The following is a 24,240-nucleotide window of genomic DNA, read 5'->3' on the forward strand; positions in this document are numbered from 1 at the left end:
AAGCCGAGCGCTAGCTATGCGTAACATTATTACCAAACTCCTTATCGCCATCGTACCCAGGCACACCGCCGGGGATGGCTAGCTGCCATCCACAAGACAGGCGGTGTGTGTGGGCCCTCTTCGGGGCCTTTTTTATTTCCCGAACCCGACACGAACGAAAGCCGCTGACAACAGCGCATCCGGAGCAAGCCAATGAGCGACAAGAGCCACGATCCGAACCAGATGACCGGCGCAGCGATGATCGTCCGCGCGCTCATCGATCACGGCGTGACCGATATTTTCGGCTATCCCGGCGGCGCGGTGCTTCCGATCTATGACGAGATCTTCCAGCAGAGCGAGGTCCAGCACATCCTGGTCCGCCACGAGCAGGGTGCGGGCCATGCCGCCGAGGGCTATGCGCGCTCGACCGGCAAGCCGGGCGTTGCGCTGGTGACCTCCGGCCCCGGCGCCACCAACATGGTGACGCCGCTCACCGACGCGCTGATGGACTCGATCCCGCTGGTCTGCATCTCCGGCCAGGTGCCGACGCATCTGATCGGCAACGACGCGTTCCAGGAATGCGACACCGTCGGCATCACGCGTCCCTGCACCAAGCACAATTGGCTGGTGCGCGACGTCAACGATCTCGCCAAGGTGCTGCATGAAGCCTTCTACGTCGCGACCTCCGGTCGTCCGGGTCCGGTGCTGGTCGACGTCCCCAAGGACGTGCAGTTCGCGACCGGCACCTATCATCCGCCGCGCAAGTCCGACGTGCACCGCTCCTACGCGCCGCGTGTGAAGGGTGATGCGACGCAGATCCGCAAGGCGGTGTCGCTGCTCGCCAATGCCAAGCGCCCCGTGATCTACAGCGGCGGCGGCGTCATCAATTCCGGCCCCGAGGCGACCAGGCTGTTGCGTGAGCTGGTCGAGGTCACCGGCTTCCCGATCACCTCGACGCTGATGGGGCTCGGTGCGTATCCGGCCTCGGGTAAGAACTGGCTCGGCATGCTCGGCATGCACGGCACCTATGAAGCCAACATGACCATGCATGATTGCGACGTCATGCTGTGCGTCGGCGCGCGGTTCGACGACCGCATCACCGGCCGCGTCGATGCGTTCTCGCCGGGCTCGAAGAAGATCCACATCGACATCGACCCGTCCTCGATCAACAAGAACATCCGTGTCGACGTGCCGATCATCGGCGATTGCGGCAACATCCTCGGCGACATCCTCCAGGTGTTCAAAGCGGAGGCGAAGAAGCCCGACGTCAAGTCGTGGTGGCAGCAGATCGCGCAGTGGCGTGCCCGCAACTCGCTCTATTACAAGAAGAGCAACGACCTCATCCTGCCCCAGCACGCGATCCAGAGCCTGTTCGAGCTGACGCGCGGCAAGGACACCTACATCACGACCGAAGTCGGCCAGCACCAGATGTGGGCCGCGCAGTTCTACGGCTTCGAGGAGCCGCACCGCTGGATGACGTCGGGCGGTCTCGGCACCATGGGCTACGGCCTGCCGGCGGCGATCGGCGTGCAGGTGGCCCATCCGGACAGCCTGGTCATCGACATCGCGGGCGATGCCTCGGTGCAGATGACGATGCAGGAGATGTCGACGGCCGTGCAGTACGAGCTGCCGATCAAGATCTTCATCCTGAACAACCAGTACATGGGCATGGTGCGGCAATGGCAGCAGCTGCTGCACGGCAACCGCCTGTCGCATTCCTATTCGGAGGCGCTGCCGGATTTCGTCAAGCTTGCGGAAGCCTATGGCGGCGTCGGCCTGCAGGTGCACAAGCCCGGCGATCTCGAGGGCGCCATCAAGGAGATGATCGCGGTGAAGCGACCGGTGCTGTTCGACTGCCGCGTCGCGGCACTCGAGAACTGCTTCCCGATGATCCCCTCCGGCAAGGCGCACAACGAGATGCTGTTGCCGGAGCAGGCCAACGACGAGGCCACCGCGAAGGCATTCGCCGGCGGCAAGGCGCTGGTGTGACGAGAGACATTTGAGGGGACGATCATGAACCAGCCCGCATCCGCCTATTTCATCGAGGACCGCCACGACCCCAACGAGACGCACACACTCGCCGTGCTCGTGCAGAACGAGCCTGGCGTGCTCGCGCGCGTCATCGGCCTGTTCTCGGGCCGCGGCTACAACATCGAGAGCCTCACGGTCTCGGAGACGGAAGCGCAGAAGCATCTGTCGCGCATCACCATCGTCACCACCGGCACGCCGATGGTGATCGCGCAGATCAAGAACCAGCTCGACCGCATGATCCCGGTCTACCAGGTCGTCGACATGACCCAGACCAAGCGCTCGATCGAGCGCGAGCTTGCGATGGTGAAGGTGCGCGGGCAGGGCGAGCACCGGGTCGAGGCGCTCAGGCTCGCGGATGCGTTCCGCGCCCGCGTGATCGATGCCACCACCGAGAGCTTTGTGTTCGAGATCACAGGCAATACCGACAAGATCAATCAATATATCGACCTGATGCGCCCGCTCGGCCTCGTCGAGGTGTCGCGCACCGGCGTTGCCGCGATCGGCCGCGGGCCTGAAGGGATGTGAGCCATGCTGGCGCGCGACTGGTACTATAACGAGCGGAATCGGATGGGCATCGGGCCCGCGGTGGCGTCGATCTACGACAGCCACGAGGATGCCGATTTGCGGGCGCGCGCCGCGCTGAAAACGCTCGGGGTCCAGCGCGGCTGGCGCATCGCCGACATCGGCTGCGGCAACGGCGTGCTTGCCACCGAAGCCGCCCTGATGGGCGCCGAGGTCGACGCCATCGACATCTCGCCGGCGATGCTGGCGCTCGCCGAGATCTACGCGCGTGACCGCAAGGCGCCGGTCCGCACCCAGTCGGCCGGCCTGCTCAGCTTTTCCTACCAGGCGGAGTCCTACGATCTGATCGTCAGCGAGTTCACGCTGCATCATCTGCCGGACTTCTGGAAGGCGGTTGCGATGTCGCGGATCTATCGCGCGCTGAAACCGGGCGCGAGCTTCTACCTCCGCGACATCGTTTATGCCTCGATGCCCGATGCCATCGAGCGCGACGTCGAGCAATGGGCCGATTTCCAGATCAAGAATCACGACTTTGCGCGCGACGGCGTCGTCACGCATATGCGCGACGAATATTCCACCTTCGGCTGGGTGATGGAGCGGATGCTGACCGATGTCGGCTTCATGCTGGTCTCGGCCGACTACCACGCCCCCATGCACGGCACCTATCTGCTGCGGAAACCAAAGGCCGGCGAGCAAGGCTAACAAGAATAACAGGGCTGCACGACGGTGCAGGACCGGGACCAACAATGAAGCCGGCCGACATCCTCATCGCGATCCTGGTTGCGATCATTTGGGGGCTTGCCTTCGTGGCGAGCCGGATCGCGCTCGACGAATTTTCGCCGGAGCTGATGACGGCGATGCGCTTTGCCATCGCCGCGCTGCCGTGCCTGTTCATTCCCAAGCCGAAGGTCGCCTGGTCATTGCTGATCGCCATCAGCTTCACCTTGTTTCTCGGCCAGTTCCTGAGCCAGGCCTACGGCATCGCCCATGGCGTCCCCGTGGGGCTGACCAGCGTGGTGGTGCAGAGCCAGGCGTTGTTCACGATCGGCTTCGCCGCGATCGCTTTCGGCGAGCGGCCGACGCCGATGCAGTCGCTCGGCATCGGCATCGCCGCAGCGGGGCTTTTGATGATCTGCGGCACCGTCGGTTACGATTTCAGCGTCGGCGCCTTCGCAATGCTGATGGTCGCGCCGATCTGCTTTGCCGTCGGCAATCTCCTGCTGCGGGGCGCTCGCGGTGCGCCGATGTTCGGCCTGTTCGCCTGGCTATGCCTCACGGCGGCCGTGCCGCTGTTTGTGCTGACGCTGATCGTCGACGGGCCGATGCCGACTTTTCAGTCGCTGATCCACATGTCGCTCACCGGCCTGATCTGCCTGCTCATGATCGGCGCCATCTCCACCAGCATCGCTTATTGGCTGTGGGGGCGGTTGCTCCGCGATTATCCGGCCGCCCAGGTGGTGCCGTTCGCCTTGCTGGTGCCGTTCGTGGGATCGGCGACCTCCAGCATCGTGTTCGGCGAGCGGTTCGGGCCCTTGCGTCTCGCCGGCATGCTCACCGTGATCGGCGGTATCGCCGTGATGGTGCTGGCGAAGCGTCCGCAAGTTTTGCCGAAGACAGCGTGAGGTGAGCATGTCGCAGTCGCTGTTCTATGCCTTCCTCGCCTTCATGACCGTGATGTATTTCACGCCCGGGCCGAACAACATCATGCTGCTGTCCTCGGGCCTGACCTACGGCTTCCGCCGCACCATCCCGCACATCGCCGGCATCGTCATCGGTTTTGCCTTCATGGTCGCCGCGGTCGGCCTCGGTCTCGGCACCGTCTTTCTGTCCTACCCGATCCTCCAGAGCATCTTGAAATATGGCGGTGCGGTCTACCTGATCTATCTCGCCGCTGCGATCGCCATGTCCGGTCCGACCAGGCCGGGTGAGGGGAGTGGCCGCGGCCCGATGACGTTCTGGGGCGCGGCCATGTTTCAGTGGATCAACGCCAAAGGGTGGGTGATCGTGATCGGCACTATCACGGCCTATGCAGCGATCGCCCAATTCCCGCTCAATATCGCGATCCAGACCGTGATCAGCCTGCTCATCGGGACGGTCTCGACGGTGATCTGGGCGCTGTTCGGCACCGCGCTGCGCCCGGTCCTGACCTCCGAGCGGCTGGTTCGCGCCTTCAACATCCTGATGGCGGTTCTGCTGCTCGCGTCCCTCTACCCCGTCTTCATGGATGCATGATGCCGCAGATTTCCATGCAGAAACGGGTTTCCCAGGGGCCCTAAAATGCTCTAGACAGCCTCCGAAATCCGTCAATTCGCCTTCGAAAGACTAACCATCGGCCGATTCCGGCCCCCGAACGAGGAAACGACTATGCGTGTTTATTACGATCGCGACGCCGACCTGAACCTGATCAAGGGCAAGAAGGTCGCCATCGTCGGCTATGGCAGCCAGGGCCACGCCCATGCGCTCAACCTCAAGGACTCCGGCGTCAAGGAAGTCGCCATCGCGCTGCGCAAGGACTCCGGCTCGGTGAAGAAGGCGGAAGCGGCCGGCTTCAAGGTGATGGAAGTCGCCGAAGCCGCCAAATGGGCCGACCTCGTCATGATGCTGACCCCGGACGAACTCCAGGGCGACATCTATCGCGAGCACCTGCACGACAACATGAAGAAGGGCGCCGCCCTCGTCTTCGCGCACGGCCTCAACGTCCACTTCAATCTGCTCGATCCGCGCGCCGACCTCGACGTGCTGATGATCGCCCCGAAGGGCCCCGGCCACACCGTGCGCTCGGAATATCAGCGCGGCGGCGGCGTGCCCTGCCTGATCGCGATCGCCAAGGACGTCTCGGGCAACGCCCATGACCTCGGCCTGTCCTACGCCTCGGCGGTCGGCGGCGGCCGTGCCGGCATCATCGAGACCACCTTCAAGGAAGAGTGTGAGACCGATCTGTTCGGCGAGCAGGTGGTGCTCTGCGGCGGCCTGGTCGAGCTGATCAAGGGCGGCTACGAGACTCTGGTCGAGGCCGGCTACGCGCCGGAGATGGCCTATTTCGAGTGCCTGCACGAAGTGAAGCTGATCGTCGACCTGATCTATGAAGGCGGCATCGCCAACATGAACTACTCGATCTCCAACACCGCCGAGTACGGCGAGTACGTCACCGGCCCGCGCATCATCACCGACGAGACCAAGAAGGAGATGCGGAAGGTGCTGGCCGACATCCAGGGCGGCAAGTTCGCCCGCGACTGGATGCTCGAGAACAAGGTCAACCAGACCTCGTTCAAGGCGACCCGCGCCAAGCTCGCCGCCCACCCGATCGAGGAAGTCGGCGCGAAGCTGCGCGACATGATGCCCTGGATCAAGAAGGGCGCGCTGGTCGACAAGTCGAAGAACTAAGCCGTCGTTTCTCGGACGCAGCGCATCACGCAAATGGTGCGCTGCTGGTCCGGGGGCCATTGCGGCTCCTGGATTCCAGCTCTGCTGCCCCCTTCGCACCATCGCTATTTTCCGCCATGATTGCGAGAGCCTTGAGGGGAGGGCATCATGCGATCTGTCGTCGTGACCGGCGCGTCCACCGGCATCGGCTGGGCCGTTGCGAAATTCCTGATCGGGCGCGGCTATCGTGTGTTCGGCAGCGTCCGCAAGCAGGCCGATGCCGATCGGCTTGCCGGTGAATTGGGCACGAACTTCACGCCGCTCTTGTTCGACGTCACCGATGAGGCCGCCGTGCTGGCCGCCGCACGCCAAGTGCGTGAGGCGGTGGGCGGCGAGACGCTCGCGGGTCTCGTCAACAACGCGGGCATCGCGGTCGCCGGTCCCGTCCTCGAATTGTCGGCTGACGATTTCCGCCGCCAGATGGACGTCAACGTCATCGGCCCTGTGATCGCGACAAAGGCGTTCGGGCCCTTGCTCGGTGCGGACCCATCTCTGAAAGGACCGAAGGGCCGGATCGTGATGATCGGCTCGGTCGCGGGCAGGAACGGCAATCCGCTGTCGGCGCCCTATTGCACCTCCAAGCACGCCATCGAGGGACTGTCGGAGAGCCTGCGCCGTGAGCTGATGCTGTTCGGCATCGACGTCATCATCGTCGCCCCCGGCGCGGTGAAGACGCCGATCTGGAGCAAGGCCGAACAGATCGATCTCTCCGTCTACAAGAACTCGCCCTATCTGCCGGCGCTGAACAAGGTGATGGCTTTCATGATGGACCTCGGCGCCAAGGGCCTGCCCGCCGAGCGCATCGCCGAAGTCGTGTTCGAAGCGCTGACGGCGGCAAGCCCCAAGGTGCGCTACCAGATCACGCCGGACCCGCTGCGCCATCTGATCGGCGCCGTGCTGCCGAAACGGACGGTCGACCGCATCATCGCCAAGCGGCTTGGGCTGCTGCCGCCGGGATGACCGGCGTTCAGTTCGCCCGCGGGCCTGTCCCGCGAAGCTGCCTGTCCTCGATGCCATGCGCCCGGCCCCCGCCTGACCATATCCGGCAACCCCCGTGTGCTGGTGCGCTGCAACCGGGCGCTGGCGGAGCGTGGTGGCGGCACACGGTCCCACGTCGCAGGCGGGTCCTCCTCTGCGTGCGGCCCATTGTCTTTCACTAACAATAACCGAAGGTCGAATCGCCGCACGCGTTGCCTGACCGTGACTGTTCCATTACAATTTTATGACACGGTGCAGGCTTCCGGCTGCGCCGGGCGCCGCTAGCCGAATTATGGGTCGGCCGGACGGCTTGGCATCACCGCGCCGGACCAGTTGCGTGTCGTCGATGGCGTCCGCGCCGAATCCAGGTCCTTCTGCCACGACCGCCGTGCTGGCGAGCGTCGCCGCGCTCGGCATCTGGCGGCTGCTCGCAGTGGCTGCGCCGCATTTCGCTGCGCTGGCGTTGATGTACGAGACTGAGACCGATTTCGGCTCGCGCCTCTCCTTCGCGCTGGCCTGGGGGATCCTTAATTTCTTCTGGATCACGCTGCTGCGGCGGCCGGCACTGTCGGGCGCACTGTCGCTGACCATGGTCGTGGTGCTGGTGCTGCTGTCGCGGCTCAAGCACGACATCGTTCAGATGACGGTCAACTTCATCGACCTGATGATGATCGACCGCGACAGCGTCGCATTCCTGTTCACGATCTTCCCGAATCTGCGCTGGTCGGTGATCCTGGCCGGCCTCTTCACGCTGCCGCTGATGTATGCGCTGTGGTGGCTCGACCCTTTTCGCATCCGCCGCCTGCCGGCGCTGGCCTGCAAGCTCGCCTGCCTGGCCGCGCTGGTCGGCTATTCGCTCTCCCATCCGGAAGAAGCCTGGCGCGGCTATTACGACGACGGCTATCTCTCGAAGTTCTTCCGCTCCGGCGTCAGTTCGGTTTCCGACTTCGTGCAATACGGCTTCATGGAATCGGCCGCCTCCACCAACGAGCACCTCAACATGCCGCTGGTCGATGCCTGTCATCCCGCGGGCCGCCGGCCCAACATCATCATGATCCATGATGAATCGAGCTTCGACATCCGCGCTGCGGATGGCATCAAAGTGCCGCCGCGTTATGGCGACCACTTCAAGTCCTGGGACGGCAGGCAGCGCACCTTCCTCGCCGAGAGCAATGGCGGCCCGAGCTGGTTCACCGAATACAACGTGCTGGCCGGGCTCTCCTCCCGCTCGTTCGGCCGCTTCGCCTATTTCGTGACGCGCATCGCCTCGAACCGCGTCGAGCGCGGCCTGCCGCTGGCGCTGCGCCGCTGCGGCTACGACACGATGTCGCTCTATCCCGCCTATGGCGGCTTCATGGGCGCGCGCAGCTTCCAGATGACGACCGGCATCGAACGCTTCCTCGATTCCAAGGATCTCGGCGCCAAGGACGTGGAGCCCGACTCCTTCTTCTACGACAAGGCGCTCCAGCTGATGGGCCAGCAGCCGCCGAACAAGCCGCTGTTCACCTTCATCTATCTCGGCGCCAATCATTTCCCCTGGGAGACGCGCTTCCGTTCCGACCTGCTGCCGAATTGGCGCGCGCCGGGCAACACGCCGTCCATCGACGAATATCTGCGCCGTCAGGCCATCAGCGCCGAGCAGTACAAGGCATTCGTCGCCGGCCTGAAGAAGAATTTCCCCGGCGAGCCTTTCCTGATCGTGCGCTACGGCGACCACCAGCCGGAGTTCGCGCCTGCTATCCTCGAGCCCGGACTCGACGAAGGTGCTCTCGGCAAGAAGCTCGACGCTTACGATCCGCGTCTCTACGCGACGTATTACGCGATCGACGCCGTCAATTTCGAGCCGGTGAAGACTGAAGCCGTCATGGACACCGTCGACGGCCCCTATCTGCCGCTGGTGATCCAGGAAGCCGCCGGCATTCCGCTCGATCCATCCTTCGCCGAGCAGAAGGAGATCATGCTCCGCTGCAAGGGCATCTTCTATGGCTGCAAGGACGGCGCCGAGGCGCGGCGGCTGAACCGGTTATTGATCGATTCGGGGATGATCCGGGGACTTTAGCGAGTCTACTGCCTTGCGCAGCACGAAGAGGTATGGCTGTGCGCCGGGGTGGTGCCAGGCGCGGAGGCTTGCCGACCAGAAAACCCCGCATCGTCAGCTATCAGCCGCATCCGCTCGCTTTCCAAGCCTGAACTGGTGTAGTCGAGCGCGCGTCGATCACTCCGATGGCTTGACACCGAGTTCGCGCAAGATGCGCAGCATCACATCACTGTCGCGCTTGAAGATGCGATGGGTCGTCTCGAAATCGGTGGGAGAAGACAGCAGAAAGTTGCTCAGCATTTGCTGGACCTTCGGGTCTGATCCGGCCTGGATCAACATCGGCGAGAGTTGCTCCACGATCTCCTTTGGCGTGCCGATCGGCACGGCGAAGGTCGTGAACGCGCGTAGCTCATAGAAGTCACCGATGGCACCTTGCTCCGTCATGGTCAGCGTGTCGGGATAGGGCGGTAGCCTGCTGCCAACAACTCCGATCAGGTTTCCCGTTCCCGCCTGGATGACGGGCGCTGCTGCGGCATAACTTCCTGCGGCGCCATCCAGCGTCTGTCCGGCAAGGTCATTCCACATCGGCGCCTCACCGCGGTACTGGATGACTTGAAACCGAATGCCGTATTGCTTCGCGATCGTTTCAATGAGGACGTGCGGCGTGGAGCCTACGCCGTAGGATCCCCAGTTCAGGCTGCCGACCTTGTTAGCATATTCGATGAATTCACGAAGATTGGTCGCTCCCGTCTTCTTGGCCGCGACCACCGGACCGCCGGCGCCGCTGACCATCGTCAGATAGATGAAGTCCCGTTCGGGATCATAAGGAAGATCTTTCACCGTGATACGGTTCTGGATGAGTGACGAAGAGATCGTGCAGAGGATGGTGGTGCCATCGGGCTCGGCGCGTTTTGCTTCAGTCACGCCGATGACGCCGCCCGCGCCGGCCCTGTTTTCGACGATGACCGGCTTTCCCACCTGCCGCGCCAGGTAGTCACCGAAAGCTCGCGCGATGCCGTCCGTCTGGCCGCCAGGTGGATATGGTACGACTATACGAAGTGATCGGTTCGGCCACGCGGATTGCGCTTGCGTCTTCCCGAAAGGGGCGAACAACACTGCCGCCGATCCAGCTACGAATGATCGCCGTGCCAGCTTTTTCATTTTTCCTGCCCTTAGCGTTTTTGATTTTTTCTTTGTTCGGCCGCGAGGGGGAGCGCAAGCTCACCGCCCAGCTTTGTGAAAACTATCACGGTGAGCTCATTCAAGCGACGTTCGCTGAGGTGACATTTCGGCACACGGACCGCATCGGCCGAGCGGTCGTCGAGTGTAGTTATGTTGATCGGCACCCTCGCTGGGAAGGCTGGTACTGGTGCTTCCGGCTGCAACTCTGAAAACCGGAATTATCGCACCCTACCGCCCGCCGACCTCGTCCCACAACCACCTCGCCACCGCATCCGGTGAGGAGTTCGCATCATTGCCGCTGGCGCGCAAATTTGCTTCGCGCATGGTGGCGATGTCGATCTTGCCGAGCAGCGGCTTGAGCGTCGTCTCGAGCCGCTCGTCGCTGGCGCGCTTGGGCGCCAGCAACAGAATCGCGTCATAGGGCGGGATCGCGTGCCTGGGATCGTCGAGCGTGACGAGGTCGTACTTTGCGATCAGGCCGTCGCTGGTGTAGCCGGCGATGACGTCGACCTCACCGCTGGCGACCGCCGCATACATGAAATCCGGCTGCATCTGGCGCTGCGCGCGGAATTGAAGACCATAGGCTTTTTGCAGCGCCGCCCATTCGGGGCGCGAGAAGAACTCATAGTCGCCGGCGATCGACATCGTCGATGTGTGCGCGGCGAGATCGGCGATGGTACGGATGCCAAGCGCCTCGGCGCGCTTGCGCGGCATCGCCAGCGCATAGGCGTTCTCGAAGCCGAGCTCGCCGAGCAGGGTGATGTTCTCCTTTGCGAGCGCGGTCTTCAGCTCCGCGAGCAACTCCGCGCGCGGCTTGATATCAGTCCGGTGAAGCTGATTGGCCCAAAGCGTGCCGGAATAATCGACATAGAGATCGATGTCGCCGGCCTTCAGCGCCTCGAAGATGACGCTGGAGCCGAGGCCCGATCTTGCGCTCGCGGAAAGACCTGCGGCCTGGAGACGATCCCGCAGCAGGGCCGACAGCACATATTGCTCGGCGAAGGTCTTGGCGCCGACGATATAGCCCTGCGACGAGCGCCCCATCGTCGGCACCAGCGCCGCCGTGACGAGCGCCGCGATACCGACGCCGCCGAGCGCTGCGCGCAGACGACTGCGATAGCGCAGGCCGTTCTCGATCAGGCCAAGCAGCTGGTCGACGGCGAGCGCGAGCAGGGCCGAGGCGAGACAGCCGAACAGCACGAACACCCAGTTCTGGGTCTGGAGCCCGGCGAAGATGTAATTGCCGAGGCTGGTCTGCCCGATCGGCGTCGACAGCGTCGCCGTGCCGATTACCCACACGGCGGCGGTGCGGATGCCCGCCATCATCACCGGCAGCGCCAGCGGCAGCTCGACCATGACCAGCGACTGCCGCGCGGTCATGCCAACGCCTTTGGCGGCTTCGGTCAGCGCCGGATCGATCCCGTTGAGCCCGGTGATGCCGTTGCGCAGCACCGGCAGCATCGAATAGAGCGCCAGCGCCAGCACGGCCGGCAGGAAGCCGAAGGCGGAGAAGGAAAAACCGAACCAGGCGAGCGTTAACGAAGCGGCCAGCAGCAGCAGCGGATAGAACAGCGCAAGCAGCGCAAGTCCGGGCACCGTCTGCACAATGCTGGCAAGCGCAAGCAGGATGTTGCGCGGCGTCGGGCGGTTGCGCGTGAGGATGGCCAGCGGAAGGCTGACGACCAGACCAAGCGCCAGCGCGGCAAGGCTCACCCGGACGTGATTGCCGAGATAATCGGGCAGATGCGACAGCGCCTCGCCCCAGCGCGGGTCGGACAAGATGCTCATGCCGCACCGCTCGCCGGCAGCAGCGCGTTCAGCCGTTCGACCTGGCGTCGGGGCGTGCGTAACAGCTCCAGCACATAAGGCTCGCCGCTCGTCGAGAGCTCCGCGGGCGTGCCCTGCGCCAGCAGCTTGCCGCCGCGCATCACGGCGATGCGGTCGGCGAGCAGGATCGCCTCCGTCATGTCATGCGTGATTATGACGGTGGTCAGGCCGAGCTTGCGATGCAGCGACCGATAGTCCTCGCCGAGCGCATCGCGGGTGAGGGGATCGAGCGCGCCGAACGGCTCGTCCATCAGCACGATCCGGGGCTTTGCCGCGAGCGCCCGGGCCACGCCGACACGCTGGCGCTGGCCGCCGGACAGCGCGTCCGGCAGCCGGTCGCGGTGCGCGGCACGGTCGAGCTGCACGAGCTCGAGCAGTTCGTCGACGCGGGCGGCGATGTCCGCTGCCGGCGCGCCCAGAAGTTTCGGCGTGATCCCGATGTTCTCGGCAACGCTCAAATGCGGAAACAGCCCGCCGGCCTGGAACACGTAGCCGATGCGCCGCCGCAGCGCGACCGGATCGACGTTTCGGACGTTCTCAGCCTCCACCATGATCGTGCCGCCGTCAGCCTCGATCAGCCGGTTGGCGAGCCGCAGCAGCGTCGTCTTGCCCGAGCCCGACCCACCGACGACGGCCACGAACTCGCCCTCGGCGATGTCGAGCGAGATCTCATCGACAGCCTTGAGCCGGCCGAAGCTCTTGGTGACGTGCTGGTAGCTGATCGCCAGCTTGGAGGGCATCGATTGCAGACTCGTTGTTTCCCTTCCCCTGGAGGGTAAGGGCGCGGCAAGCCCCATGCGTAGCACGCTTAGCCGGTTGATTGAACTTGGCGGCGCAAGCGGCTAAGGCATCGGGCAAATTCGGAGGGAATACATGACGCCTACGGCAGTGGCGCTGGAAGATGCCAAGGTTGCGTTCCGCCTCGGGGACGGCCGGGTCTATACGGCGGTCGAGAAAGCGCATCTTACGGTGGCGCAAGGCGAGTTCGTCGCCATCGTGGGGCCCACGGGGTGCGGGAAATCGACGCTGCTCAACGTTGCCGCGGGCCTGCTCAAGCCCGCTGCCGGCCGTGTCACGATCTTCGACCGGCCGCTCGCGGGGCTGAACCGCGATGCCGGATACCTGTTCCAGGCCGACGCGTTGTTCCCGTGGAAGACCGCGCTCGACAACGTCGCGATCGGGCTCGAGATCAAGGGGACGCCGCGCACTGAAGCGCTGCCGCGGGCGCAGAAATGGCTGACCTCCGTCGGCCTCGGCGCCTTCGCGAACCGCTATCCGCACATGCTCTCCGGCGGCCAGCGCAAGCGCGTGGCGCTGGCGCAGGTCCTGATCCGCGATCCGAAGATCCTGCTGATGGACGAGCCGTTCGGGCCGCTCGATGCGCAGACGCGCCAGGTTATGGGCAATCTGCTGCTCGAGCTCTGGAATGCCGACCGCAAGGCCGTGCTGTTCGTCACCCACGACCTCGAAGAGGCGATCGCGCTCGCCGACCGCGTCGTGATCATGTCGGCGGGGCCGTCCTCGCGCATCATCGGCGACTGGCGCGTCAGCCTGCCGCGCCCGCGCGACATTTTCGAGGTGCGGCTCGACAAGGAATTCCACGCACTGCATCGCGAGATCTGGAGCGTGCTCAAGGACGAGGTGATGAGGGGCTACGCCCAATCCACGAACGCGGCGGAGGCGGTCTGATGTCGCGTCCGACGCTGCTTGCGCTGCAGATCCTGGTCGCGGTCATCTTCATCGTGCTGTGGCAGGTGCTGACGACCGTTGCCGTGTTCGGCAAGATCCTGCTGCCGCCGTTCTTCTTCTCGAACCCGCTCGACGTGTTCAGCCAGATCGTGAAGTGGTTTTCGTCGGGCGTGATCTGGAAGCATCTCGGCATCACGCTGGCGGAATCGATCCTCGCTTTCGTGATCGGATCGCTCGGCGGCGTGCTGGTCGGCTTCTGGTTCGCGCGCCAGCCGCTGGTCGCAGCCGTGTTCGATCCCTATGTGAAGATGGTCAACGCGCTGCCGCGCGTCGTGCTGGCGCCGATCTTCGCGCTGTGGCTCGGGCTCGGCATCTGGTCCAAGGTCGCGCTCGGCGTGACGCTGGTGTTCTTCATCGTCTTCTTCAACGTCTATCAGGGCGTGAAGGAGGTCAGCCGCACCGTGCTCGACAACGGCCGCATGCTCGGCATGAGCGAGCGGCAATTGATGCAGCACGTCTATTGGCCCTCGGCGCTGTCCTGGATGTTTTCCTCGCTGCACACCTCGGTGGGCTTCGCCGTGGTCGGCGCTGTCGTCGGCGAATATCTGGGATCGGCGGCCGGGCTCGGCTATCTCATCCAGCAGGCCGAGGGCATCTTCGACGTCGCCGGCGTGTTCGCCGGCATGTTCGTGCTGTCAGCCTTCGTCATTCTGATCGACTTTGGGGTGACGCTGGTGGAGCGCAGGTTGCTGGTGTGGCGGCCGACCGCGTCGGACGGGCGTGGCTAGGTCGTCATGAGAGTGATTTGATTACAAGCCTCATGGAAGGTTTGCTCCCTCCCCCGCTTGCGGGGGAGGGCTGGGGAGAGGGTGTCTCCGCGATGGGACAATCCCCAAGAGGATAGAACCCTCACCCTGCGCTTCGCGCCGACCTCTCCCGCAAGCGGGAGAGGTGAAAGCAAGAGCTCAATCCAACAGCTTGGTGTCGTCGGGCGCCTGCGGCGGGGTCTTGATCGCGATCGCCTTGACCTGGCCGCTGATCGGCTTGGTGCCGCCGTGCGGCGTGCCCTTCGGGATGATCACGAGGTCGCCGGGCTTCACCGTGACCTCCTTGTCGCCGAGCCAGATCGTGCCGGTGCCGTCCAGGATGTACTGGATCTCGTTGGTGTTGGGATGCATGTGCTTGGGCACGTTGCCGACCTGGATCGAGATGGTGGCACCATCGGCGCTCGCGAACATCTTGGAACGATAGCCCACGGCGTTGGCGGGCCCGAGCGCATCGCCCTGCATCTCGCCGGTGTGGATGATCTGCGCGGTGATGTTCTCGGCGGCGAGCGCCGGCCGCAGCAGCTGGGTCGCGCCGGATCCGGCGGCAAAGGCGGCGGCGATCGACAGCCCGATTGTAAGGCGATTCATGGATGATCCTCCCCATCTGGAATTGTTCTTGTCCGGCTATGCTATTGCGCCGGAATGCCGATGACCAGCCCAGTTCGGCAGCGCTTCTCAAGCCAGCCCCGCTGCTCTATGGTGCCGCCGGCCGAACGGAGGAAACCAATGAAGAACACGATTGCCAGGCTCGCCGGCGCGCTGCTCGCGCTGACGCTCACCACCTCGCTTGCCGCGGCGCAAAGCAAGGTCACGGTCGCGATCGGCGGCGGTGCCTGCCTGTGCTACCTGCCGACGGTGCTGGCCAAGCAGCTCGGCGAATACGAGAAGGCCGGCCTCAACGTCGAACTCGTGGACCTCAAGGGCGGCTCCGATGCGCTGAAGGCCGTGCTCGGCGGCAGCGCCGACGTCGTCTCCGGCTATTTCGACCATTGCGTCAATCTCGCCGCCAAGAAGCAGGAGCTGCAGTCATTCGTGGTCTATGACCGCTATCCCGGCCTCGTGCTGGTGGTCGCGCCATCGCGCACCAACGACATCAAGTCGGTCAAGGATCTCGCCGGCAAGAAGGTCGGCGTCAGTGCGCCGGGGTCCTCCACCGATTTCTTCCTCAAATACATGCTCAAGAAGAACGGCCTGGATCCTACCAGCGTCGCCGTGATCGGCGTCGGCCTCGGCGCCACCGCGGTCGCTGCCATGGAGCAAGGCCAGATCGACGCGGCCGTGATGCTCGATCCCTCCGTCACCGTGCTCCAGGGCAGCCACAAGGATCTGCGCATCCTTTCCGACACCCGCACCCAGAAGGACACGCTCGAGACGTTCGGCGGCGAATATCCGGGCGGCGCGCTGTACACGACGACGGCCTGGATCAACAGCCACGAGAAGGAGACGCAGGCGCTCACCAATGCGATCCTGGCAACGCTCGCCTGGATCCATTCGCACACGCCGGAGGAGATCATGGCGAAGATGCCGGAGCAGATGGTCGGCAAGAACAAGGAGCTTTATCTCGCCGCTCTGAAGAACACGATCCCGATGTTCTCCGAAAACGGCAAGATGGATCCGAAGGGTGCGGAGGCCGTGCTTACGGTGTTCAGCGTCGGCTCGCCGGAGGTGGCGAATGCCAAGATCGACCTCAGCAAGACCTTCACCAACAAATTCGTCGATCAGGCCAAGAAGACGACCGGGAATGCCAAATAGCTGACGCGAAGGCGAGATAGTCGGGCGTCATGACGTCACCGGTCATTCATCGCGTCACGACGCTCGATCTTGCCGTGCGGCCAATCCCGTGGCCGTTCGCGGAGCAACGCAGCGCCGAGATCGCGGCGCATTTCGCCGAGAAGCAGCGCGAACGGCCGAAGATCTGGAACGGCCGCGTCCTGCTCGGGCGCGATGCCGTATTCGCGGGCGGCCATCTCGTTGCGACCTATTTCGAGACCGATTTCGCCAGCTTCCTCGCCTGGCGCGACTGGGGCTTTCCTGATACGGCCGTGTTCAACGGCTTCGGCATGGGTGCGCTGCGCACCTCCGACGGCGCCTTCATCATGGGCGAGATGGCGCAGCACACCGCCAATGCGGGCCGCATCTATTTCCCATCAGGGACGCCCGACCTCGGCGACGTCACGGATGGCGCCCTGGACGTTCCCGGCAGCGTCGTCCGCGAGATTGCGGAGGAGACCGGGCTGACCGCCGAGGACTACACGGCGGAGGCGGTTTGGCACTGCGTCGTCTCCGGCCGCGCGATTGCGATGATTCGGGTCCTCAACCTGGACATGCCGGGCGAGGAGGCCCGCGCCCGGATCGAAGCCAACCTCGCGCGCGAGGACGAGCCCGAGCTGTCCGCCATTCATCTCGTGCGCGGAATGAGCGATCTCACGCCGACCATGCCGCGATTTGTCACGGCCTTTATTGCGCAGCAGTTCGCCTCCCGCTGACGCGCGAGGCTTGACATCGCTTCGCGCAGCCCATGTGATGGGCAAAAAACAAAACCAACAAGAATGCGATGCACAATCGCCCAGGGAGGTTTTGATGCGCATGGCTGCCCGTTTGCTGGGTGGGCTCTTGGTCGCGATATCAGCGACGGGCCTGACGGTTTCCGCCGAGGCTCAGGAGAAGAAGATCAAGATCGGCGTGGTCTTTGATCTAACCGGACCTCTCGCCGGCGGCGGCTCCGAGCTTGGCTATATCGGCGCAAAGATCATCCTCGACCATTTCGCCAAGACCGGCGTCGAAGGCTACAAGGTCGAAGCCGTCTATGCGGATGCGCAGAGCAAGCCCGACATCGCCATCAACGAATCCGTCCGCCTGCTCGAGCAGGAGAAGGTCGACATGGTGCTCGGCTTCTTCTCCTCGGCGCAATGCGTGCCGGTGGCCGCTCGCGTCGAGCAGCTCAAGAAGTTCATGTGGATGACGACCTGCATCTCGTCGGCCGTGTTCAACGACAAGGGCTACAAATACGTGTTCCGCCCGCAGGCCAGCGGCGACCAATTCGGCATGATGACGGTGGATTTCATCGCGCAGAATGCCAAGGAGAAGCTCGGCAAGGAGCCGAAGGACCTGCGCGTCGCCATCATCCACGAGGACGGCGCCTATGGCGTCGACGTCTCCAAGGGCAACGAGGCCGGGGCGAAGAAGGCTGGCTTCAACGTCGTGCTGAAGGAGGGCTATTCCGCCACCGCTCCTGATCTCTCCGCGCTGGTGACCAAGCTGAAGCGCGCCAAGCCCGACGTGATCTTCCACACCGGCTACAACCCTGACATTACGCTGCTGCTGCGCCAGGCCCGCGAGCAGGGCCTGAAGTTCGGCGCGCTGATGGGGCACGGTGCCGGCTACGGCGTCTATGAGAAGCTGAAGGAGGGCATGGGCGCGGACGCCACCTACATCTTCAACGCCGATCCGATCTCGATCTGGCTCGCCAACCAGAAGACCATGGATCCGAAGCTCCCGCCCGTGATCAAGATGGTCGGCGACGAGTTCGACAAGGTCAGGCCGGGCGTTGCCATCCGCTCCGCCCATGTCGGCATCGGCGCCTCCAACACCTACGTCTTCATGTCCGACGTCCTGCCGCGCGCAATCAAGAAGTATGGCGGTGTCGACCCCGAGGCGCTGCGCAAGGCGGCGCTCGACACCGACATCCCCGAAGGCGGCACCATGCTAGGCTTCGGCGTGAAGTTCTATGGCGAGGGCACGCCGATGGCCGGACAGAACGAGCGCTCGTTCCCGGTCGTGATCCAGTACATCGACGACAAATCCTCCGTGGTGTGGCCCAAGAGCCAGGCGCAGCGCGAGGCGGTGCTGCCGCTGCCGAAAGGCACCACCTACAGCAACCAGTAGCGGCGGGGGGCTGCGGTGTTGGAAGTCAGCGGACTGGTGAAGCGGTTTGGCGGCTTCACGGCCGTCAATAACGTCTCGTTCCGGGTCGACCAGGGCGAGATCCTCGGCCTGATCGGACCCAACGGATCGGGCAAGAGCACGATCTTCAACATGCTCTCGGGCACGCTGGCGCCGAACTCCGGATCTATCCTGTTCAGCGGGCACGAGATCGCGGGCCTGCCGCCGCACCGGATCATCAACCGCGGCATCGGGCGCACCTTCCAGATCCCGCGTCCCTTCCGCCGCCTCACCATCTTCGAAAACGTCGCGCTCGCCGGCTTCTACGGGCAAGGCCGGCACAGCCGCGTCAAGGCCGAGGAAGCGGCCGAACGGTCGCTGGCGATGGTCGGCCTGCCGACCGACCGCCATGCCAGCGTCGATGGCTTGGGGGCCGCCGGCCTGAAGAAGCTCGAACTTGCGAAAGCGCTCGCCACCGCGCCGCAGCTGCTGCTCGCCGACGAGAGCCTGGGCGGTCTCGACGAGGCCGAGATGGACCAGGCCGCGGACATGCTGCGCAACATCCGCGACGAGCTCGGCATCACCATCATCTGGGTCGAGCACATCATGGGCGTGCTGATGCGCGTCGTCGATCGCGTCATGGTGCTCGATCACGGGGAGAAGATCTCGGAAGGCCTGCCGAGCGCAGTTGCGGGCGATCCGCGCGTCATCGAGGTCTATCTCGGCACCGATGCCGAGACCACGCAGGCCGCGGCCGCCGAAGCGCGGCGCCGGGCAGGAGGCTAGCCGATGCTGGAGCTCCGCGGCGTCAATGCCGGCTATGGCACATTCCAGGCGCTATTCGGCGTCAACCTTGACGTCAAGGCCGGCGAGGCCGTCGGCGTCATCGGCCCAAACGGCGCCGGCAAGACCACCCTGATGCGCGTCATCTCCGGCCTGATCCGGCCCTCGCGCGGCGCGATCAAGATGGAGGGCGTCGACCTCGTGGCGACGCCTTCGCACAAGATCGTCAGCCTCGGCATTGCCCATGTGCCGGAGAACCGCCGGCTGTTTCCGCAGCTCACGGTCGACGACAATCTCAAGATGGGCGCCTTCATGAAGGAGGCGCGCGGGCACTATGCCGAGCGGCTCGAGGTCGTGTTCGACCTGTTCCCACGCCTGAAGGAGCGGCGACACCAGATGGCCGGCACCATGTCCGGCGGTGAGCAGCAGATGTGCGCGATCGGCCGCGCGATGATGTCCAATCCGAAGCTGCTGCTGCTGGACGAGCCCTCGGCGGGCCTCGCGCCCGTCGTGGTGCAGCAGGTGTTCGAGCTGGTGAAGCGCATCCGCGCCAGCGGCCTGACGGTGCTGATCGTCGAGCAGAACGTGCAGCAGGTGCTGAAAGTGGTCGACCGCGCCTATCTGATCGAGGCGGGCACGATCAGGGCATCCGGCACCTCGGCCGAGATGCTGGCGAGCGACACGGTCAAGGAAGCATATCTCGGGGTGTGAGGGGGCATGCAGGCATTTCTGGACGTCTTCGACATCTATTTGCTGGAGGCCGTGATCAACGGCATCCTGCTCGGCGGCGTTCTGGCACTGCTGGCGCTCGGCCTCAACCTGATCTTCGGCGTCATCGACGTGACCTGGATCTGTTACGCCGAGCTCGTGATGATCGGCATGTACGGCATGTACTTCATGGTGCAGTATTACGGCGTCAGCTATTTCGTCGCCGCGCCGCTCACCGTGGTGCTGGTCGCTCTCCTCGGTGCGGCCCTGCATTACCTGGTGATCGCGCCGCTGCTCACTGCGCCGCCGATCAACCAGCTGCTCGCGACCGGCGGCGTGCTGTTCGTGCTGCAGAGCTTTGCCACCGTCGCCTTCGGCATCGACTTCCGCAATCTCGGCATCCGCCTGCCGGTGCTCGCCTTCGGCGACATGAATTTCAGCTATGCGCGGCTGCTGTCGTTCGTGGCCGCGCTGGTCGGCATGGTCTGCGTCTATCTCTTCATGACGCGGACTTTCACCGGCACCGCGATCCGCGCCATCTCGCAGGACCGGCAGATCATGGCGCTGATGGGCGTCGACACCAGGCGGATCTATCTGATCACCTCGGCGCTCGGCGGCGCCCTGGCCGGGCTCGCCGCGTGCCTGTTGGTGCTGCAATATGACGTGCATCCCTTCGTCGGACTTTCCTTCGGGCCGATCACCTTCCTGATCTGCGTGCTCGGCGGCCTCGGCAATTTCATCGGCGGCTTCATCGCCGCCTTCGTGTTCGCCGAGATCATCTCGCTCGGCGGCCTGTTCTCCGACCTCGAATGGGGCTACGTGCTCGCCTTCGCGTTCTTCATCGTCATGATGTTCATCCGGCCCGCGGGCCTTTTGGCGAGGCGCCGATGATGGGGCAGGGGCGGCTTGCGGCGTGGGGGATCGGATTGGCGGCGCTGGTGGCGCTGCCCTTTGTCTATCGCGATCCCTATCATCTGCACATCCTCGTGCTGATCCTGATCTGGTCGTTCGCCTACACGTCATGGTCGATGATGGGGCGGTTCGGCCTCGTCTCGCTCGGGCATGGCGGCTTCATGGGCATCGGCGCTTATGTCACCGCGCTTCTGTGGAATCATCTCGGCCTGTCGCCCTGGATCGGCATTCCCGTCAGCATGGTCGCGGCCGGCGCGCTGGCGCTGATCGTCGGCTATCCCTGCTTCCGCTTCCGCATCACCGGGCATTATTTCGTGCTGGTGACGCTGGCGCTGTCCGGCATCGTGCTCCAGGTCATCACCGCGACCCGCGACTACACCGGCGGCTCGCTCGGCTACACGCCGAACCGCGCGTCCGGCAACAGGCTGGTGGCGTTGCAATTCGACGACAAGACGACGTGGTACCTGATCGCGCTCGCGGTCTGGCTGTTCGGCATCGTGGTCTGGCACTGGGTCGATCGCAGCATGGCGCGCTATGCGCTGGAGGCGATCTCGGAGGACGAGGACGCCGCCGCTGCGGCCGGCGTCGACGTCACCGCGGAGAAGCTGAAGATCACGCTGCTCAGCGCGGTGATGACGGCGCTCGCCGGCGCAATCTACTGCCAGTATCAGATGTTCATCACGCCCGACACCGTCAGCGGCATCGCGGTGTCGCTGCAGATGGTGTTCGCGGCGATCGTCGGCGGCCTGTTCGTGTCGCTCGGCCCGACCATAGGCGCCATCATCACCATTATGCTCGCGGAGACCCTGCGCATCGGCTTCGGCACCAAGGCGGTCGGCTGGGACAACCTCGTCTACGGCGTATTGCTCGTGCTTTTCATCATATTCCTTCCCAAGGGCATCCTTGGTAGCGTGCTCGACCGATTGAAGCCGCAACGCAAGGTATCCCCGAACTCATGAGCAAGAAGCCGTCCAGATCGACCGCCCAACAACTCGACCGCTACATCACCCCGTTCCGTTACGACGGCTCCGGCAAGTTTCACCTGAGGGATCACAAGACCGACGAGAAGGGCGATCTCGACAAGGAGAAGGCGCAGGAGATCCTCGAGGCGAACAAGAAGCGCCTCGTCGAATTTCAGGAGAAGCTCTACGCCCAGGACCGCTGGTCGCTGCTGATCGTGCTCCAGGCCATGGACGCCGGCGGTAAGGACAGTGCGATCAAGGCGATCTTCGAGGGCATCAATCCGCAGGGCTGCGAGGTCCATCCCTTCAAGGCGCCGAGCAGCAAGGAGCTCGACCACGACTTCCTCTGGCGCCACGCCGTCGCGCTGCCCGAGCGCGGCCATATCGGCATCTTCAACCGCTCGCACTACGAGGAATGCCTGGTGACGCGCGTGCATCCGGAGATCCTCGCCAAGCAGAAGCTGCCGCCGAGACTCGTAACCAAGGACATCTGGAAGGAGCGGTTCGAGGATATTGCCGCCTGGGAGCGTTATCTCTGCCGCAACGGCACGGTGGTGCTGAAATTCATCCTCAACATCTCCAAGGAAGAGCAGCGCCAGCGCTTCCTCGACCGGCTGGAGGAGCCGGCCAAGCAGTGGAAGTTCTCGATGGACGACATCAAGGAGCGCGCGCTGTGGCCGCGCTACCAGGCGGTCTATCAGGACATCGTGCGCCACACCTCGACGCCTCACGCGCCTTGGTATGTCGTCCCCGCCGACCACAAATGGTTCGCGCGCGTCGTGATCGGCTCGGTGATCAATGCCGCGCTGGAAAAGCTGGACCTGCGCTTTCCGCGCGCGGACAAAGCCTCGGCTCAGGAGTTCGACGCTGTGCGCAAGGCGCTTGAGAAGGAAGGCAAGCCAGGCAGGAAGCGAAGGTGACGGAAAGCGGGCCTGCAAACCGGAAGAACGTCAGCTTCGCGCTCCAGGGCGGCGGCGCGCATGGCGCCTTCGTCTGGGGCGTGCTCGACCAGGTGCTCGAGGACGGCCGGCTCGCGATCGAGGCGGTCAGCGCCACCAGCGCCGGCGCGATGAACGCGGTGGCGATGGCCTCCGGCATGGCGAGGGGAGGCGCGGAGGCGGCGCGGCAGGACCTGCACGCGTTCTGGTACGAAGTGTCGCGCATGGACATGGCGTACGATCTGCTCTCGCCGCTCAACCAGTGGATCCAGGCGCTGAAGCTGCCGCCGGAATATCATCCGGTTCATGCCTTCATCCACACGCTGACGCATACCGTTCCGCCGAATTTGCTCAACCCCTTCCACTTCAATCCGCTACGCGCGCTGTTGCAGCGCGTGGTCGATTTCGACCGGCTCAATTCCTCGCCTGATGCGCCGGCGCTGTTTCTCAACGCCACCAACGTCCGCACCGGCAAGATCAAGGTGTTCCAGAGCCCGCATCTCACCGCGGAGACCGTGCTGGCCTCGGCCTGCCTGCCGCCCTATTTCCAGGCCGTCGAGATCGACGGCGAGCATTTTTGGGACGGCGGCTATCTCGGCAATCCCGCGATCTATCCGCTGATCTACCGCAAGGGCAGTCACGACGTCCTCATCGTGCAGGTCACGGCGATTCGGCGCGACGAACTGCCGACCAGCGCGGCCGACGTCCTCCATCGCATCAACGAGATCAGCTTCAATTCGTCGCTGATGCGCGAGATGCGCGCGATCGCCTTCGCCACGCGGCTGATCGACGATGGCGAGCTCGACAGCAACAGGCACAGCCGCATGTACATGCATTGGATCGGCAACGACCAGCTGATGTCGCAGCTCGGCACCGCCACTCAATTCCATCCCGAATGGAGCCTGTTGTGCCGCCTGCGCGACGAGGGCCGCGCGGCGGCGCGAAGTTGGCTGGAGCGCAACTTCGACTCGGTCGGTAAGTCCTCGACGGTCGACCTCGCCGACATGTTTCTCTAGGCCGCAGACCAAACTGCGAAAACAACCCCATGCACAGTAGACGGGCGTAGCGGAATCAATGGCTTGCCGGTGGCATCACATGATTGCGGATTTTACGAAATCGAATTGACGCGTCGGGCAAAACAGGAGCATGATGTCACCATGCCATTCCGGGAACCGGCACATTGAAATGTGATCTTTCACGTCATTGATCTTGCTTGACAGTTTTGTGTCGCGGGAGGAGCATCACGGTGGTCGCCAACAAGCGACGCGCAACGTCCACCTCATGAGCAAGGGGAGGTCTATGACACCACCTCCGCAAATCCAGCCGCGTTGATTGCGATGGAGCTCGTTCGGACTATCGCATAGCGGCGGAAACCGCGAACGGCACGCCGGGTTAAGGTTTAGAGGGCTGCATCAGTGAGGCAAAGCCCCTACCTTCCCGGCGCTGTATTTTTGACATGCGCCCTTCGACGAACCTGACACGTTGGTGGAGTCCGTAGCCTCGAACTCCTTCTCACTGAGCTTTCCTCCTCGTCGTGATTCCGGGCACGCGCTCAAGCG

General features: G+C 64.1%; 23 protein-coding genes and 1 pseudogene. 20 read left to right on the top strand and 4 right to left on the bottom strand.

Features of this window, described 5'->3' with window-relative positions; all coding sequences use genetic code 11:
- Positions 1 to 192 precede the first annotated feature (192 nt).
- The 8 genes from BCCGELA001_RS10465 to BCCGELA001_RS10500 all read left to right on the top strand — a co-directional run bounded on the left by BCCGELA001_RS10465 (position 193) and on the right by BCCGELA001_RS10500 (position 8,992).
- Positions 193 to 1,968 carry an acetolactate synthase 3 large subunit gene (locus BCCGELA001_RS10465; RefSeq protein WP_008556849.1) on the top strand — a complete coding sequence of 592 codons (1,776 nt, stop codon included), beginning with the start codon at positions 193 to 195 and terminating at the stop codon, positions 1,966 to 1,968.
- 24 nt (positions 1,969 to 1,992) lie between these two features.
- Positions 1,993 to 2,535, top strand: a complete 543-nt coding sequence (gene ilvN / locus BCCGELA001_RS10470; RefSeq protein WP_018640841.1) for an acetolactate synthase small subunit — start codon at positions 1,993 to 1,995, stop codon at positions 2,533 to 2,535.
- A 3-nt stretch (positions 2,536 to 2,538) separates the two neighbouring features.
- Entirely contained in the window at positions 2,539 to 3,234 is a 696-nt protein-coding gene (locus BCCGELA001_RS10475; protein ID WP_060735240.1) for a class I SAM-dependent methyltransferase, read from the top strand.
- Positions 3,235 to 3,278: 44 nt separating this feature from the next.
- On the top strand, positions 3,279 to 4,154 hold the full coding sequence (locus tag BCCGELA001_RS10480; RefSeq protein ID WP_060735241.1) for an EamA family transporter: 876 nt from the start codon (positions 3,279 to 3,281) through the stop codon (positions 4,152 to 4,154).
- A 7-nt stretch (positions 4,155 to 4,161) separates the two neighbouring features.
- A complete protein-coding gene (locus tag BCCGELA001_RS10485) occupies positions 4,162 to 4,764 on the top strand; it encodes a LysE family translocator (RefSeq protein WP_008566207.1) in 603 nt (200 codons plus the stop codon).
- Positions 4,765 to 4,896: 132 nt separating this feature from the next.
- Positions 4,897 to 5,916: a ketol-acid reductoisomerase gene (gene ilvC, locus BCCGELA001_RS10490; protein ID WP_060735242.1), complete on the top strand. Its 1,020-nt coding sequence runs from the start codon at positions 4,897 to 4,899 to the stop codon at positions 5,914 to 5,916.
- 147 nt (positions 5,917 to 6,063) lie between these two features.
- Positions 6,064 to 6,915 carry an SDR family oxidoreductase gene (locus BCCGELA001_RS10495; protein WP_008556874.1) on the top strand — a complete coding sequence of 284 codons (852 nt, stop codon included), beginning with the start codon at positions 6,064 to 6,066 and terminating at the stop codon, positions 6,913 to 6,915.
- A 364-nt stretch (positions 6,916 to 7,279) separates the two neighbouring features.
- Positions 7,280 to 8,992 (top strand): sulfatase-like hydrolase/transferase, encoded by a 1,713-nt coding sequence (locus tag BCCGELA001_RS10500; RefSeq protein WP_008556875.1) that lies wholly within the window; start codon positions 7,280 to 7,282, stop codon positions 8,990 to 8,992.
- Positions 8,993 to 9,148: 156 nt separating this feature from the next.
- Here BCCGELA001_RS10500 and BCCGELA001_RS10505 read toward each other — a convergent pair whose 3' ends face one another.
- The gene (locus BCCGELA001_RS10505; RefSeq protein ID WP_008556877.1) at positions 9,149 to 9,949 is read right to left on the bottom strand and encodes a Bug family tripartite tricarboxylate transporter substrate binding protein; all 801 of its coding nucleotides are present in this window, start codon (positions 9,947 to 9,949) and stop codon (positions 9,149 to 9,151) included.
- Positions 9,950 to 10,029: 80 nt separating this feature from the next.
- Here BCCGELA001_RS10505 and BCCGELA001_RS10510 point away from each other — a divergent pair, with 80 nt between their 5' ends.
- On the top strand, positions 10,030 to 10,362 hold the full coding sequence (locus BCCGELA001_RS10510) for a hypothetical protein (RefSeq protein WP_158511614.1): 333 nt from the start codon (positions 10,030 to 10,032) through the stop codon (positions 10,360 to 10,362).
- Positions 10,363 to 10,381: 19 nt separating this feature from the next.
- Here the strand turns inward: BCCGELA001_RS10510 and BCCGELA001_RS10515 are convergent, their stop codons facing one another.
- On the bottom strand, positions 10,382 to 11,941 hold the full coding sequence (locus tag BCCGELA001_RS10515; protein WP_060735243.1) for a glycine betaine ABC transporter substrate-binding protein: 1,560 nt from the start codon (positions 11,939 to 11,941) through the stop codon (positions 10,382 to 10,384).
- Complete coding sequence (locus BCCGELA001_RS10520; RefSeq protein ID WP_060735244.1) at positions 11,938 to 12,720, bottom strand: ATP-binding cassette domain-containing protein; 783 nt, start codon at positions 12,718 to 12,720, stop codon at positions 11,938 to 11,940. Before BCCGELA001_RS10520 ends, BCCGELA001_RS10515 begins: the two co-directional genes overlap by 4 nt.
- Positions 12,721 to 12,853: 133 nt before the next feature.
- Here BCCGELA001_RS10520 and BCCGELA001_RS10525 point away from each other — a divergent pair, with 133 nt between their 5' ends.
- Complete coding sequence (locus tag BCCGELA001_RS10525) at positions 12,854 to 13,669, top strand: ABC transporter ATP-binding protein (RefSeq protein WP_008556890.1); 816 nt, start codon at positions 12,854 to 12,856, stop codon at positions 13,667 to 13,669.
- Positions 13,669 to 14,457, top strand: a complete 789-nt coding sequence (locus tag BCCGELA001_RS10530) for an ABC transporter permease (protein WP_060735245.1) — start codon at positions 13,669 to 13,671, stop codon at positions 14,455 to 14,457. Before BCCGELA001_RS10525 ends, BCCGELA001_RS10530 begins: the two co-directional genes overlap by 1 nt.
- Positions 14,458 to 14,634: 177 nt before the next feature.
- Here the strand turns inward: BCCGELA001_RS10530 and BCCGELA001_RS10535 are convergent, their stop codons facing one another.
- Positions 14,635 to 15,084: a cupin domain-containing protein gene (locus BCCGELA001_RS10535; RefSeq protein ID WP_060735246.1), complete on the bottom strand. Its 450-nt coding sequence runs from the start codon at positions 15,082 to 15,084 to the stop codon at positions 14,635 to 14,637.
- Positions 15,085 to 15,222: 138 nt separating this feature from the next.
- Between BCCGELA001_RS10535 and BCCGELA001_RS10540 the strand changes: the two genes are divergently transcribed.
- The 9 genes and pseudogenes from BCCGELA001_RS10540 to BCCGELA001_RS10580 all read left to right on the top strand — a co-directional run bounded on the left by BCCGELA001_RS10540 (position 15,223) and on the right by BCCGELA001_RS10580 (position 23,697).
- Complete coding sequence (locus BCCGELA001_RS10540) at positions 15,223 to 16,248, top strand: ABC transporter substrate-binding protein (RefSeq protein ID WP_008556898.1); 1,026 nt, start codon at positions 15,223 to 15,225, stop codon at positions 16,246 to 16,248.
- A 29-nt stretch (positions 16,249 to 16,277) separates the two neighbouring features.
- Positions 16,278 to 16,982, top strand: coding sequence for a hypothetical protein (locus tag BCCGELA001_RS10545; RefSeq protein WP_008556899.1), 705 nt, complete (start codon positions 16,278 to 16,280; stop codon positions 16,980 to 16,982).
- Positions 16,983 to 17,076: 94 nt separating this feature from the next.
- The gene (locus tag BCCGELA001_RS10550) at positions 17,077 to 18,381 is read left to right on the top strand and encodes an ABC transporter substrate-binding protein (RefSeq protein WP_008556902.1); all 1,305 of its coding nucleotides are present in this window, start codon (positions 17,077 to 17,079) and stop codon (positions 18,379 to 18,381) included.
- Between the two features lie 15 nt (positions 18,382 to 18,396).
- Positions 18,397 to 19,164 (top strand): ABC transporter ATP-binding protein, encoded by a 768-nt coding sequence (locus BCCGELA001_RS10555; protein ID WP_060735247.1) that lies wholly within the window; start codon positions 18,397 to 18,399, stop codon positions 19,162 to 19,164.
- 3 nt (positions 19,165 to 19,167) lie between these two features.
- Entirely contained in the window at positions 19,168 to 19,872 is a 705-nt protein-coding gene (locus BCCGELA001_RS10560) for an ABC transporter ATP-binding protein (RefSeq protein ID WP_008556914.1), read from the top strand.
- A 6-nt stretch (positions 19,873 to 19,878) separates the two neighbouring features.
- Positions 19,879 to 20,760: a branched-chain amino acid ABC transporter permease gene (locus BCCGELA001_RS10565; RefSeq protein WP_060735248.1), complete on the top strand. Its 882-nt coding sequence runs from the start codon at positions 19,879 to 19,881 to the stop codon at positions 20,758 to 20,760.
- Positions 20,757 to 21,774, top strand: a pseudogene (locus BCCGELA001_RS10570) (branched-chain amino acid ABC transporter permease); the annotation flags it as partial. The gene BCCGELA001_RS10565 and the pseudogene BCCGELA001_RS10570, both read left to right, overlap by 4 nt.
- Entirely contained in the window at positions 21,737 to 22,663 is a 927-nt protein-coding gene (locus BCCGELA001_RS10575; protein ID WP_008556927.1) for a polyphosphate kinase 2 family protein, read from the top strand. The pseudogene BCCGELA001_RS10570 and the gene BCCGELA001_RS10575, both read left to right, overlap by 38 nt.
- Positions 22,660 to 23,697, top strand: coding sequence for a patatin-like phospholipase family protein (locus BCCGELA001_RS10580; protein WP_008556930.1), 1,038 nt, complete (start codon positions 22,660 to 22,662; stop codon positions 23,695 to 23,697). The genes BCCGELA001_RS10575 and BCCGELA001_RS10580 overlap by 4 nt, the downstream gene beginning before the upstream one ends.
- Positions 23,698 to 24,240 lie beyond the last annotated feature (543 nt).

It is taken from the genome of Bradyrhizobium sp. CCGE-LA001, assembly GCF_000296215.2.
GTDB lineage: Bacteria > Pseudomonadota > Alphaproteobacteria > Rhizobiales > Xanthobacteraceae > Bradyrhizobium.

Excerpts from the sequence above, each read along its gene's own strand:
- BCCGELA001_RS10465 (WP_008556849.1), top strand. The coding sequence starts at position 193 with ATGAGCGACAAGAGCCACGATCCGAACCAGATGACCGGCGCAGCGATG.
- ilvN (WP_018640841.1), top strand. The coding sequence starts at position 1,993 with ATGAACCAGCCCGCATCCGCCTATTTCATCGAGGACCGCCACGACCCC.
- BCCGELA001_RS10475 (WP_060735240.1), top strand. The coding sequence starts at position 2,539 with ATGCTGGCGCGCGACTGGTACTATAACGAGCGGAATCGGATGGGCATC.
- BCCGELA001_RS10480 (WP_060735241.1), top strand. The coding sequence starts at position 3,279 with ATGAAGCCGGCCGACATCCTCATCGCGATCCTGGTTGCGATCATTTGG.
- BCCGELA001_RS10485 (WP_008566207.1), top strand. The coding sequence starts at position 4,162 with ATGTCGCAGTCGCTGTTCTATGCCTTCCTCGCCTTCATGACCGTGATG.
- ilvC (WP_060735242.1), top strand. The coding sequence starts at position 4,897 with ATGCGTGTTTATTACGATCGCGACGCCGACCTGAACCTGATCAAGGGC.
- BCCGELA001_RS10495 (WP_008556874.1), top strand. The coding sequence starts at position 6,064 with ATGCGATCTGTCGTCGTGACCGGCGCGTCCACCGGCATCGGCTGGGCC.
- BCCGELA001_RS10500 (WP_008556875.1), top strand. The coding sequence starts at position 7,280 with ATGGCGTCCGCGCCGAATCCAGGTCCTTCTGCCACGACCGCCGTGCTG.
- BCCGELA001_RS10515 (WP_060735243.1), bottom strand. The coding sequence starts at position 11,941 with ATGAGCATCTTGTCCGACCCGCGCTGGGGCGAGGCGCTGTCGCATCTG.
- BCCGELA001_RS10520 (WP_060735244.1), bottom strand. The coding sequence starts at position 12,720 with ATGCCCTCCAAGCTGGCGATCAGCTACCAGCACGTCACCAAGAGCTTC.
- BCCGELA001_RS10525 (WP_008556890.1), top strand. The coding sequence starts at position 12,854 with ATGACGCCTACGGCAGTGGCGCTGGAAGATGCCAAGGTTGCGTTCCGC.
- BCCGELA001_RS10530 (WP_060735245.1), top strand. The coding sequence starts at position 13,669 with ATGTCGCGTCCGACGCTGCTTGCGCTGCAGATCCTGGTCGCGGTCATC.
- BCCGELA001_RS10535 (WP_060735246.1), bottom strand. The coding sequence starts at position 15,084 with ATGAATCGCCTTACAATCGGGCTGTCGATCGCCGCCGCCTTTGCCGCC.
- BCCGELA001_RS10540 (WP_008556898.1), top strand. The coding sequence starts at position 15,223 with ATGAAGAACACGATTGCCAGGCTCGCCGGCGCGCTGCTCGCGCTGACG.
- BCCGELA001_RS10545 (WP_008556899.1), top strand. The coding sequence starts at position 16,278 with ATGACGTCACCGGTCATTCATCGCGTCACGACGCTCGATCTTGCCGTG.
- BCCGELA001_RS10550 (WP_008556902.1), top strand. The coding sequence starts at position 17,077 with ATGCGCATGGCTGCCCGTTTGCTGGGTGGGCTCTTGGTCGCGATATCA.
- BCCGELA001_RS10560 (WP_008556914.1), top strand. The coding sequence starts at position 19,168 with ATGCTGGAGCTCCGCGGCGTCAATGCCGGCTATGGCACATTCCAGGCG.
- BCCGELA001_RS10565 (WP_060735248.1), top strand. The coding sequence starts at position 19,879 with ATGCAGGCATTTCTGGACGTCTTCGACATCTATTTGCTGGAGGCCGTG.
- BCCGELA001_RS10575 (WP_008556927.1), top strand. The coding sequence starts at position 21,737 with ATGAGCAAGAAGCCGTCCAGATCGACCGCCCAACAACTCGACCGCTAC.